Source organism: Nocardia sp. NBC_01327, from assembly GCF_035958815.1.
Taxonomy (GTDB): Bacteria; Actinomycetota; Actinomycetes; order Mycobacteriales; family Mycobacteriaceae; genus Nocardia.
The window spans coordinates 8,649,256-8,661,057 of sequence record NZ_CP108383.1 but is presented as its reverse complement, the minus strand read 5'-3'; the positions used below and the strand labels follow the sequence as shown (position 1 = coordinate 8,661,057).

The 11,802-nt window shown below is 67.4% G+C and carries 13 protein-coding genes; 10 read left to right on the top strand and 3 right to left on the bottom strand.

Annotated features, from left to right (window positions below; genetic code table 11):
- Positions 1-33: 33 nt before the first annotated feature.
- Positions 34-729: a PAS and ANTAR domain-containing protein gene (locus tag OG326_RS40020; RefSeq protein WP_327142288.1), complete on the bottom strand. Its 696-nt coding sequence runs from the start codon at positions 727-729 to the stop codon at positions 34-36.
- Positions 730-1,064: 335 nt separating this feature from the next.
- On the opposite strand from OG326_RS40020, the gene OG326_RS40015 reads away from it, so the two are divergent.
- The 5 genes from OG326_RS40015 to OG326_RS39995 all read left to right on the top strand — a co-directional run bounded on the left by OG326_RS40015 (position 1,065) and on the right by OG326_RS39995 (position 3,811).
- Positions 1,065-1,436 carry a helix-turn-helix domain-containing protein gene (locus OG326_RS40015; RefSeq protein WP_327142287.1) on the top strand — a complete coding sequence of 124 codons (372 nt, stop codon included), beginning with the start codon at positions 1,065-1,067 and terminating at the stop codon, positions 1,434-1,436.
- A gap of 155 nt (positions 1,437-1,591) precedes the next feature.
- Positions 1,592-1,993: a VOC family protein gene (locus OG326_RS40010; RefSeq protein WP_327142286.1), complete on the top strand. Its 402-nt coding sequence runs from the start codon at positions 1,592-1,594 to the stop codon at positions 1,991-1,993.
- A gap of 93 nt (positions 1,994-2,086) precedes the next feature.
- Entirely contained in the window at positions 2,087-2,890 is an 804-nt protein-coding gene (locus OG326_RS40005) for a maleylpyruvate isomerase family mycothiol-dependent enzyme (protein WP_327142285.1), read from the top strand.
- A 183-nt stretch (positions 2,891-3,073) separates the two neighbouring features.
- Positions 3,074-3,325: a hypothetical protein gene (locus OG326_RS40000; RefSeq protein ID WP_327142284.1), complete on the top strand. Its 252-nt coding sequence runs from the start codon at positions 3,074-3,076 to the stop codon at positions 3,323-3,325.
- Between the two features lie 66 nt (positions 3,326-3,391).
- Positions 3,392-3,811 carry a hypothetical protein gene (locus OG326_RS39995; RefSeq protein WP_327142283.1) on the top strand — a complete coding sequence of 140 codons (420 nt, stop codon included), beginning with the start codon at positions 3,392-3,394 and terminating at the stop codon, positions 3,809-3,811.
- A 52-nt stretch (positions 3,812-3,863) separates the two neighbouring features.
- Here OG326_RS39995 and OG326_RS39990 read toward each other — a convergent pair whose 3' ends face one another.
- The gene (locus tag OG326_RS39990; RefSeq protein WP_327142282.1) at positions 3,864-4,502 is read right to left on the bottom strand and encodes a DUF4097 family beta strand repeat-containing protein; all 639 of its coding nucleotides are present in this window, start codon (positions 4,500-4,502) and stop codon (positions 3,864-3,866) included.
- Between the two features lie 212 nt (positions 4,503-4,714).
- Here OG326_RS39990 and OG326_RS39985 point away from each other — a divergent pair, with 212 nt between their 5' ends.
- The 5 genes from OG326_RS39985 (at position 4,715) to OG326_RS39965 (ending at position 10,109) form a co-directional block, all read left to right on the top strand.
- Entirely contained in the window at positions 4,715-5,482 is a 768-nt protein-coding gene (locus tag OG326_RS39985) for an ABC transporter ATP-binding protein (RefSeq protein ID WP_327142281.1), read from the top strand.
- Positions 5,467-7,035: a hypothetical protein gene (locus OG326_RS39980; RefSeq protein WP_327142280.1), complete on the top strand. Its 1,569-nt coding sequence runs from the start codon at positions 5,467-5,469 to the stop codon at positions 7,033-7,035. The genes OG326_RS39985 and OG326_RS39980 overlap by 16 nt, the downstream gene beginning before the upstream one ends.
- 197 nt (positions 7,036-7,232) lie before the next feature.
- Positions 7,233-8,651, top strand: a complete 1,419-nt coding sequence (locus tag OG326_RS39975; RefSeq protein ID WP_327142279.1) for a vanadium-dependent haloperoxidase — start codon at positions 7,233-7,235, stop codon at positions 8,649-8,651.
- Between the two features lie 340 nt (positions 8,652-8,991).
- A complete protein-coding gene (locus tag OG326_RS39970) occupies positions 8,992-9,465 on the top strand; it encodes a MarR family winged helix-turn-helix transcriptional regulator (protein ID WP_327142278.1) in 474 nt (157 codons plus the stop codon).
- A gap of 32 nt (positions 9,466-9,497) precedes the next feature.
- The gene (locus OG326_RS39965; RefSeq protein ID WP_327142277.1) at positions 9,498-10,109 is read left to right on the top strand and encodes a class I SAM-dependent methyltransferase; all 612 of its coding nucleotides are present in this window, start codon (positions 9,498-9,500) and stop codon (positions 10,107-10,109) included.
- 36 nt (positions 10,110-10,145) lie between these two features.
- Here OG326_RS39965 and atzF read toward each other — a convergent pair whose 3' ends face one another.
- Entirely contained in the window at positions 10,146-11,795 is a 1,650-nt protein-coding gene (gene atzF / locus OG326_RS39960) for an allophanate hydrolase (protein WP_327146744.1), read from the bottom strand.
- Positions 11,796-11,802: the final 7 nt, after the last annotated feature.

Sequence of the window (11,802 nt, the reverse complement as noted above, 5' to 3'; positions counted from 1 at the left end):
CCGCACCAGGCCGGTGACAGCACAGACTGTGGGTCACCGGCCGGGATGGTCCGGCGGGTCGGGTTGTTCGTGCACGGTGAGCAGCAGATGGTCGAACTGGGTGCGGACCTTGACCGGGGCGCCGTTGAAGGCGTCTACCGCGGCGATGAGTTTGGTTGCCAGGGTGCGCAATTTGGTGTTGGTCTCCTGGGAGCGCCACTGCAGGACTCGGAACGCCTGTTCGGCGTCGATGCCGTAGACGAACATCAGCACACCCTTGGCTTGATCGATTACCGAGCGGGCCTCGACCACGTCGGGTAGGGCGTCGGTGAGGGCATCGCGCCGGCTCTGATCCAGCGGGACCGTGAGATCGATGTAGTAGCCGGTGGTTCCCACGGTGGCGCCGGTGTCATCGTGCATGCGGTCGCCGACGACCAGGACGTGGTGCACAATTCCGGCGGTATCGATAATGCGGTGCCGGGAGCAGAACGCCTCGCCGTGGCGGACCGCGGCGGCGAGGGTTTCGGCGACCGTGTCGCGGTCGTCGGGATGCTTGTGCGCGAGTAGCAGTTCCGTGGTCGGAACCACTGTGCCTGGTTCGTAGCCGTGCAGGGCGGCGACCTGATCCGACCACGTCCAGCATTGGTCGGAGAATCTGAACCAGAAGCTCCCGATCAGGTAGGGGCTGCCCGCGGCGATCTGCGCCAGGCTCGGCTGGCGGGTGCCAGTGTGCGAAACGGTGTCGGTCACGGGGGTGATTATGGGGCTCATCGGCGGCGGCGACAAGAGGTAACCGCGTTCCGGGGGCAAAAAAAATCTATGGTGGCAGGTATAGACATTCCCTGAGAGTCGGTATACATTCACTCTTGTTCGAACGGAAAGATCCAGTTGCTCGCAAGACCGGCGTTTCAGGAGGTGGTGGTCACTGAGTAGTCCCATACCGGTTCCGCGTCCCGGAAAGCATCGGGGGCGGTGTACGAGATCGGCCCTATGGGCCGGCGAGCAGTCAATTTCCGATACGTAGATCTCCAGGCCCCGGCGCACAGTGCGCCGGGGCCTGACGGCGTTGAATCCTGAGAGGTGCTGTGCAGCAACCGAACCCGAACCCCGCCGACGGCGCCAGCGCCGACGACAAGCTAGACGACGACGATTACCCCGCCTACAGCATGGGGCGGGCCGCCGAAATACTCGGCGTCACCCAGTCATTCCTGCGTGGCCTCGACGCCGCCCACCTGCTGACCCCGCAGCGGTCCGCGGGCGGCCACCGTCGCTACTCGCGCTATCAACTCCGAATCGCCGCTCGCGTACGCGAACTCGTCGATGCCGGCAACACCCTCGAGGCGTCCTGCCGCATAGTCATCCTCGAAGACCAGCTTGCCGAAGCCCAGCGCATCAACGCCAGCCTTCAGCACGCCCTCGACGAGCGCGCGCCGGACGACCCACCCCGAACCGACTGACCGGCGCGACATTCCACCGTTTCGCATTGGCGATGGCCCGACTTACCGCGGTCGGGCCGCGCCGGTACGGCATGTCATTGTCGGTAGGCGCCGATACATTGATCACAGAAGTTGATCATCACTATCGAGCCCGGCTCGGTATCGAAGGAGTTCTCGTGAGCGCCCCCACCGGCTTCGCCAACGTCGTCTACCCAGCTGCGGATCTGGATGCGAGCGTCGCAGCCTTCACGTCGATGCTCGGCGCCGAGCCCGTCTTTCGCACCGCGGACTATGCGATGTATGCCATCGGCATCGCGCTGTCGTCCAAACCGTGGGTGCGCCACCCGCTTCCGTTCTGGACAGTCGCCGATATCGCGGCGGCGCACGCCTCGATGCTGGCGCTCGGCGCCACGGCCCTGGGCGAAATCGCCGACGGTTCGCTCGCCGAGATCGGCACCGCACCTGTTGTCAACGGCGATCCGGTGACCGGCATCGTCGATATGCCCGGAAACCGTCTGGCAGTGCTCAAAGCCGTGGACGGCAACCTCATCGCCATCAACCAGTCGGTCGGCTGGTAACTCACGATCTGATCCGATAGGCGTGGCACCGATGAATTCGAGCCGCGGAGGTAGTCCTATCGAGCGTAATGACACTGCGGAAGGGGTTATCCGATGACCGAACTGAACACCGAATCTGCCCGGCGGGCGATCGTCGAACACACTCGGGGCCTGGCGGAATCGGCCGCTGCGGCCGGACCGGACGCCGCCGTGCCGACGGCTCCGAAGTGGACGATCACCGATCTGGTCGAGCACGTCGGCCAGACCCAGAACTGGGTTGCGTCGATCATCGAGCAGCGCATCACCGACCCGAGGCAGCTGCCCATGGAGATGGCCGTACTTCCTGCCGACCCCGATCAGTGGCAGGCGTGGTTGTCGGAGTCCGCGCAGCGGGTCGTGAGCGCGTGCTCCGACGAGGCGCTCGACGCGCCGGTGTTCAACCCGGCCGGAGATGAGCGGTCCGGGACGCGATTCTGGATTTCCAGCCTTCTCAACGAGGCGGTCGTCCATGGCTTCGACGCCGCCGCCGCGGCGAACCGGCCGCTCGATGTCGATGCCGATATCGCAGCCGCGCTCATCGGCAACCACCTCGCGATGCTCACCTCCCCGACGTGGAAGATGCAGCGGGCCGAGTCCGCCGAGGCCATTCGCGGTACCGGGCAAACCCTGCAGTGGCTGGCCACCGACCTCGCCGACGACACGGGCGCGTGGTTCATCGAACGGGGACCGGACGGCCCGACGTGGCAGCGCGGAACCCAGCCGGCCGATGTCACGGTGAGCGGCCCGGCCCGCTCCCTCCTGCTGACCCTGACCCGCCGACTCCCTCTCACCGGCCCCGAAGCCGCCGACCTCCGCGTCGACGGCGATACCGACCTCGCCCAGCACTGGCTCGACAACACCGCCCACGTCAGCGGTTGATGTCACCGGCGCTTCCACGTCCTTCCTCGAACTTCGGCTCCAAATCGGCTGTGATCAGAGGCTTTTCGGTATCCATCTGCTGGACGTAGGGCACTGCGTCGTTGAACTGTTCGCTGATCCGCCCGTCGGCGAGGTTCTCGCATATGTCGAATGTCGGTGTCGGCGAATTGATGAGATTTGTCAATGCCCATGCCGGTGCGCGTGGGAAACGCGATTCGTCGCATTCGCGAGCAAATGCTGATCGACGCTATCGACGGCGACTGCCGGATTCATCGCTACTGGGCTCTGACCGGGCAGTTCCTCGGAACTCGAATCGCTGGGCTGAATTTCGGAATTGACCGAAATGTCCCACTGACGATTCGTGCGAATTCCGGTCAGAAGGTGACTATCGCGGAATTGTGGCCGTATGGTCACGGCGGCAACGAATTCCAGTGAGGGAACCATGATCGAATCGCATGAGTCTCGATACCGCCGTCCGAATTCGCCGGGGGCGGTCGAACAGTGAAGCGTGGGCTGAAGGTCGCCGGAGTCGCCTCCGTAACCATTGCCGCAATGCTGGGGGTTGCGACCGGCATCATGCGCGGCGGGCATGATCCGCACACCGTGCCGGATGGGCGACGGTCGGGGAGTGTGGTTACCGCACTACCGGAGGCGAGCTGGTCGGGTGACGGCCTGCTGAACGTCGATGCCGGCGGGACCGAAGCCGAGCATTCGATTCCTCCGGGCCGCTACCGGGTGCAGGTGATCCACCCGGCAGTTCCCGGGACGGTGGCCCGGTGTTCGGCCCGGCCGTGTTCGGCGCTGGCGAATTTCATCGACGGCATGATCGCATCGGATACGGACACGCACGCCGTGGTCGAGATCATGCCCACGGATCGGGTCGTCGATCTGGAGAACGTGCGGCTCACCGCCATCGAATAGCCGCGCGTAGACCTCGGATCGAAGCGGTCGTCACCCTCGGAGGCAAGGCGTGTCACGCGGCGGTCGAGTGCCCGATGGTGATGTTGCCGAACGAGGTTCGCGCGAATACCTGCACGACGTCCTTGTCCGCGCCGCTGACAGGTCCCAGCTGGTTCTGCACGGCGCCGTTCTGGGTATTGGTCTCCAGCCGCGCCGCGCTGCCCGGGCGAATGCCCACCTCCAGATTGCCCATGGACGTCTCCAGGCGGACCACCCCGTGCGAGGCCTCCCCGATCCGGATATCACCCTTGGCGGTCTTCGCGGTCACCGAACCACGTGTGCGCTCGATATCGATATCGCCGGCGGATACCTCCAGGTGGCATTCGCCGAGTTCGCCGATGCCCCGCAGCGTGCCCTCACCGGCGGTGGCGCTGAACCGGGAACCATTGGGCGCCTTGATGATCACCTCGATCGACTGGTTGCTGCCGAACGGGCTGTGCGTGCGCCAACCCTTCGGGGCCTGCACCTTCAGCGTGCCCGCGGCGAAGTCGACCCGGGTCTGCTCGGCGGCGTGCACATCGGCCTTCTTGGAAGCATCGGCCGGCCGGATCTCCACGACGGTATCGGTGCGGTCGGAGGCGATGACCGTGACATTGCCGGACAGCGCGTCGACGGTGATGGCGATCGGTTCCTGGGTCTGGAAAATAGTCATGACCTGTACTCCTGCGGTATTCGCGGCCCGGAGGCCGCGGCTGCTGTGTTGCTGACAGGAACTACTTTCGCGGGCTCGGCTGACGCCGACCTGACGCCGGCCTGATACGTCCGCTGACACGGTGTCCGGCCCGCGAATCACCGTCGAACCGCAGGGGAGCGCCGTACGTATCGTGGTTGAGGACATCGACTCTGGTGCTGCTTGGAGGGGTTATGACGGCTGGTGGCGGGTTGGCGCTCGAATTGGACGGGCTGTTCAAGGCTTTCGGGGGACCCTGGGTGGTCGAGGGGGTGAGTCTGGCGGTGCCGCCCGGGTCGTTCTTCGGGCTGGTCGGGCCCAATGGGGCGGGGAAGACGACCACGCTGTCGATGGCGGTGGGCCTGCTGCGGCCCGATCATGGCTCGGCCCGGATCTTCGGGACCGATGTGTGGGCCGATCCGGTGCGGGCCAAGACCGTGGTGGGGGTGCTGCCGGATGGACTGGCCCTGCCGGAGCGGCTCACCGGCCGGGAGTTGTTGACCTACACGGGATTACTGCGCGGCATGGACAAGACCACGGTGGGGGAGCGGGCCGCGGAACTGCTCGGCGTGCTCGAGCTGACAGGCGCGGAAAACACTGTGGTGGTGGACTATTCGGCCGGTATGCGCAAGAAGATCGGCCTGGCCACCGCACTGCTGCACGCGCCGAAACTCCTGGTGCTGGACGAGCCGTTCGAGGCGGTGGATCCGGTGTCCGCCAGCACTATTCGCACCATCCTGCAGCGTTTCGTGGGGGCCGGCGGTTCCGTGGTGCTGTCCAGTCATGTGATGGCGCTCGTGGAGAACATCTGCGATCGGGTGGCGGTCATAGACAAAGGGAAGGTCGTCGCGGGCGGAACAGTCGCCCAGGTCCGCGGGGAGGGAACGCTGGAAGAGGCATTCGTGCGGCTCGTCGGCGGCCATGTCGGCGGGGAAGAGGGGCTGTCATGGTTGGCGTCCTGATCTCGATGCGCTTGCGGCTCACCGCAAGAGCCATGCGGGAGGGCCGGGCCGCACTGAACTTCTGGATCGGCAGCCTGTTCGGACTGGCCGCCGCGCTCGTGACGGCCGGCATCATCGGATTCGGACACGACACCCTGCACTCCGGCGTGACGATTGCGGCCGCGCTGTTCGGCGCCTGGACGCTCGGCTGGATCTGCGGGCCGATCCTCACCGGCAGCAGTGACGAGACGCTGCAGCCGGAGCAGTTCCGGCTGCTGCCGCTGACCGATCGGCAGCTGGCATACGGGCTGGCGGCGGCCGCCTTCGCCGGGCCCGCGGCGGTGATCAATCTGGTGGCCTTCGCGGGACTGATCATTCTGGCCGCGCCGCACGGCATCGCACCCGCGCTGGTCGCGATTGCCGGGGCGGTACTGCAACTGATCTTCGTGGTGCTGCTGTCTCGCGTGGTGATGGCCTGGCTCGGGGCGGCCATGCGGTCGCGGCGCGGTAAGGATCTGGGCGTACTGCTCGCGGCGCTGCTCGGTCTGGCGTACTACCCGATCAACCTGCTCGTCTCGAATCTCGGTCCGACACTGGAGAAGGCGTCGAGCGGATTCGCCACTCCGCTGCGTGCCGTGCCCTCGGGGTGGGCGCCCGCCGCCGTGGAGGCCGCCGCGCGCGGGGACGCGCTGTGGACGGCGCTGCCGCTGCTCGGACTGGCCGCGCTGTCGCTGGTGCTGTGGCAGGCGTGGGCGGTGCTGCTGCATCGGCGTCTCACCCTGCCGCCGGTATCCGCCGGGCAGGTGCTCGACGCCGAGAACGGCCTGCTGGATCGCTTCATACCGCCGACACCCGTCGGCGCGGTAGTCACGAAGGAACTGCGCACCTGGTGGCGGGACAGTCGCCGGCGCGCCTCGCTACTGCCGCTGCTGCTCATCGGATTCGCGCTGCCGGTATTCCTGGCCATCAAGAACGGCAATACCGGAACCATCCCGTTCGCAGGCGCTTTCGTGGTGTGGCTGGCAACCATGGGCGGCACCAATCTGTACGGATTCGACGGCACCGCGGTCTGGCAGACCATTGTCACGCCGGGTGCGGCGCGGGCCGATGTGCGCGGGCGGGCCATCGCCTGGGCAATGCTGGTCGCACCGGTGGCGCTACTGGCGACGCTGATCCTGCCGGGCATACTCGGGCAGATGCGCCTGTACCCGTGGGCGCTGTCCACCCTGCCGGTGCTCCTGGGCGTCGGTATCGGCGCGGTGGTCTTCCTCTCCACCCACGCGGCGTTTTCCCTTCCACCGCAACGTGGTAACCCGTTCTCCGGGTCCGGGAATCCGGGCTGCGCGAAGCTACTCATGCAGCTGAGCGTCGGCCTGGGACAGTTGCTGATATCGGTGCCGGTGCTGGTGATTCTGGGCGTCGGTGCGGCCCTGGACAATCTCTGGGTGCAATGGCTGGCGCTACCGCTGGGTCTGGTGCTGGGCGGGTTAGCCGCGAGCATCGGAATTCGCCTCGCGACCACCAGGCTGGAGACCCGGGGTCCGGAGATCCTGGTGGCCGTCAAGCCTCGTTGAACCACGATTTCCCTTCACCGACAGGAGGATTCGCCGCTACTCGCACCGGTCGCGGCCGCACACCGCGAATCGGGTAGCCCACTACTGCCGATATTCACACCGCGATCCCGCACTCTGGAGCCGGCGGGCGGTACGCCGGGGCATCGTCGCCCCATTCCGCTCGCGTCCAGCTCGAACGGCAGTGGGAGACAGCGGAAGTGGATCAAATCCTGTATTGGAACGCGGTGGCGCTGGAGTCGGACCGCAGGGCGCACACCGACATCACCGCCGCGGAACGCGGGTCACGCGGTCCGGTGGGCAGTTCGCGGGCGCTCGCGATCGTGCACCTGGCCATGCACGATGCCTACTTCAGCATTTTCGGTGCGGCGCACGGGACCTGGCTGACGGCGCCGCCGGTGGCGGCCAATGGGTCCGCCGTCGAATCCGCCATTGCGGTCGCGGCGCATACGACGCTGACCGCGCTGTATCCGGCGCAGACCGCGCGACTGGATCGAGCATTGCGGGAGGCGGGATTACGCGGGCCCGGTACGGGGCGCGGCGGCGCGCACGGGCAGGCCGTCGGGCGGGCGGTGCTCAAAGCCCGGGCCGGGGATCCGAGCCTGGGCGACAGTGATTACCAGTCGGATATCGTGCCGCCCAACCATCGGCCCGATCCGGTCAACCCGAAACAGGGTTACTACGCACCGCATTACGGTGCGCGCTCCCGGTGCTTCGCGGTATCCCGGCGGTACGCCCTGGATGCGCCGCCGAAGCGCAGTGATCCGCGCTATCTGGCGGCGCTGCGGGAGGTGCGGGCCAAGGGCATCACACTGGAATCGGCCGCGGCCGGGCCGGCTCGCTCCGCCGCGCGCACGCCGAACGAGACTCTCATCGCGGTGTTCTGGGCCTACGACGGGGCCCGGCAGATAGGGACTCCGCCGCGGTTCTACAACCAGATCACCCGGACGCTGGCCGCCGCGCGCGAGAACACCGTCGAACAGAATGCCCGTCTGTTCGCGCTGGTCAATACGGCGCTGGCCGATGCCGGAATCCTGTGCTGGGACGAGAAATACCGGCACAATCTGTGGCGGCCGATACTCGGTATCCGGGAGTACGATCCGGCCATCGGACCCGAGGCCGTCCCCGGCCACGATCTCGATCCGGACAGCGATCCGTTCTGGCAGCCGCACGGTGCGCCGCGCAGCAATGAGACGGCCGTCAACTTCACTCCGCCGTTCCCGTCCTATCCCTCCGGGCATGCCGCCTTCGGGGGAGCGGCCTTCCAGATGCTGCGGCGCTTCTACGGCGCTGTGGATGCCGGGCCCGACACTCTCACCGACGGTATGGGTTTCATCTCCGACGAACTCGACGGCCACAGCACCGACAATCGCGGTGTGGTGCGCGCCCGGCATGTGCGCCTGTTCCTCGACGGGCTCTGGCAGATGATGCAGGAGAATGCGCGCAGTCGCGTATTCCTCGGTGTGCACTGGGCTTTCGACGCCTACGCCACCGATGCCCGCGGCATGATGGATCTGTCGCAGAACATCGGCGGTGTGCGGCTCGGGCGGGATGTGGCCGACAACCTCTGGGCCGGTGGGCTGCGCCAGGATCGAGCCGCCGGTCCACGTCTGCCCTGATTCAGCAGTGCGCCGCGAGTGCGGTGAGATCCACCGGAGAGGAAGAAGCGTGAGCCGATCTCCTCGGGGATCGGTAGGGCGGCATCGCTCGTGCGATCGCCGGCCGCGACCCAGCCGGGTTGCGCCGGAAGGGTCTCGTCGGCGAAGCTCCGGGGTTCGGCCAGCCGGATCTGCTCGGCCGGATTCACCAGCGGCGCACGGAAAACGGCCACCCAGTGCGCTGTGCCCATGGGAACCTCCATTTAGTTGCGGTGCGTAATATTGCGGTGACAAGAATCTATTGGATTTGTTCCGCGTGTCAACTATCCGCAAAGCAATGGTCTGGTTTAGGTTGGTGCTCGTGGATCCCAAGCATCTCTTCGATGACCCTCGCCTGACCGCCGTCGGCCTGCTGTTCGAGGCTCATGACGGCGTGATCGCCCGGCTCGGGCCGACCTGGAAGGCCAGTGGGCTCTCCGCGCTCGATCTGAATGCGCTTATGCGGCTGAGTCGTTCGCCGGGGCGCAAGCTGCGGATGACCGATCTGGCGACCCAGACCACTCTGTCCACCAGTGGTGTCACCAGACTGGTGGATCGGCTGGAGCGCAATGGATTCGTCCGCCGCGAGGCCGACCCAGGCGATCGCCGCAGCTCCTACACCGTGCTCACCGCCGCCGGTGCGACCCGGGTGGCCCGCGTGCTCCCCGCCTACCTCGACGGCGTCGAGCGCTGGTTCACCGGACTGCTCGCTCCGGAGCAATTGGAGGCCCTCACCTCCGCCCTGCGCATCGTCCGCGACACCGCCAATCCGGAAGCCACGCACACCACGGACTGACTCCGCCGCACCGCATCGATACCCTCGACCCCATGGCGGAGTCCACGAGCATTCCCGATGCGCGGCGGTGGAATACGAACATCCACTACCACCGGCTACTGGCCGATGCGGTGGGCGAGGCGCGCACCGTCCTCGACGTGGGCTGCGGCGAAGGCATGCTCAGTCGTCTTCTGCGCCAGCAGATCCCGCACGTCACCGGCATCGACCTGCACGAGCCGAGCATCACCCTCGCCCGCGCCCAACCCCCGCACGACATCACCTACCTCCACGCCGACTTCATGACCCATCCCTTCCCGCCCGCCTCCTTCGACGCCATCGTCTCGGTAGCAACTCTCCACCACCTGACCCCCGCCGCCGCCCTGACCCGAATGGCCGAACTACTCACCCCCGGAGGCACCCTCGCCCTCCTCGGCCTAGCCCGCCCCACCTTCCCCCGAGACCTCCCCTGGGAAGCCCTCTCCGCCCTCGCCTACACCCCCCACCGCTTCAAGCCCCGCTGGGACCACCCTTCCCCCATAATCTGGCCCCCACCCCAGACCTACTCCGAAATGCGCGCCCTATCCCGCCGCACCCTCCCCGGCTCCCGCTACCGCCGCCGCCTCTACTGGCGCTACTCCCTCACCTGGACCAAGCCCGCCCCTTGAGTCGGAGGAGTCGTGTGGTCGCCCGTGTGCCCGCTGTCAGCCGACGGCGTCGGCGGCTAGGGCGGCTTTCCAGCCGGGGTATTCGCTGAGGTCTTTGGCGGATTCGGCGGCGGCGCCGGTGCAGCTGAAGCCGGGGTGCCAGGTGCCGTCGGAGAGTTCTACGGAGCCGAGTTGCATGGGGGTGGGGAGGTTGGCGAGGAAGTGGCCGAGGGCGGCGGGGGAGAGGAGCCAGCGTTCGGCGGTGATGGCGGCGCCGGGGGCGCCTTCGGGGAGGCGGGTTACGGCGGGTTTGGGTGGGATGGTGGTGAGGGCGGCCAGGCGGTAGTCGGGGGAGGTGTGGACCTCGCCTGCCCAGCGGGCGCCGAGGGTGGTGAGTTGGTGTTCGAGGGGCTGGCCGCGCAGGTGTGCGCCGAAGACGATCAGGTCCGTGTGCGGGGCGATCTGGAGAGGCCAGGCCTCGCTGGGGACGGTTGTGGATGAATTCGGCGGTGCGGCAATGAGAGTGGCGATGTCGTAGGCGACGGCGTCTTCGAAGGCGCGGGCCAGGACGGTGACGCCGAAGGGGGAATCGCCGGCGGTGCCGGCGGGGACGGCGACGGCGCACATGTCGAAGAGGTTGCAGAAGTTGGTGTAGGTGCCCATGCGGGAATTGACGCCGATGGGGTCGGCCGCCACGTCGGCGAGGGTGGGGTGGGTGGGGACGGTGGGGGTCAGCAGGGCATCGGCGCCTGCCAGGCTCGCCATGGCCTGGGTGCGCAGGCGCTCCAATTCGGCCAGGTCGGTGACCAATCGGTGGGCGGGGATATCGCGGGCGGCGCGGATGATCGAACCTACGGTGGGGTCGGTGGAGTTGGGGTGCGCATCGACGAAATCGCCTACCGCAGCGTATCTCTCGGCGACCAGAGCGCCGTTGTACAGCAGTCTGGCGGCGGCGAGGAAGGGTTCGGGATCGATCTCGACAATGGTCGCGCCGCGATCCCGAAGGGCAGCCACGGTGCGCTCGAAGGCGCTGTGCCACAGGGGATCCAAGTCGGGGAGAGCGTTGAAGACGGCCACGACGGGTGCGGGCGGGGCGGCCAGCCGGGTATCGGCGGGCCACGGGCGGTGGGGTGCGCCCGCGGCCATGACCCCCATGGCGCGGTTCGCCAGTTCGAGGTCGGCGGCGAAAATGGTGACGCAGTCGTAGGAGCGGCAGGCGGGGACCACGCCGTCGGTGGAGACCACGCCGATCGTCGGTTTGATGCCCACGAGGCCGTGCAGCGCCGCGGGGACCCGGCCGGAACCGGCGGTATCGGTACCGATGGCGATATCGGCTTCGCCGCGCGCCACGGCCACCGCGGATCCGGAACTCGAACCGCCGGAGATGTATTCGGGGCGCAGTGCGTTCTCGACCGCTCCGTACGGTGAGCGGGTGCCGACCAGGCCGGTGGCGAATTGATCCAGATTGGTCTTGCCCGCCACCACCGCACCGGCGGCCCGCAGGGCGGCCACGACAGCCGCGTCCGCGTCCGGGAGATAGGCGTAGTCGGGGCAGCCCGCCGTGGTCGGCACTCCGGCGACATCCACATTGTCCTTGACCGCCAGCCGCAGACCCGCCAAAGGCCCTGTCGCGGCGGTGGTTTCGGCGATCACATCGGCCTCGGGGCGGCGGTGGATCCACACAGTCATGCTCGGGTCTCCTGTCAGTGATTCG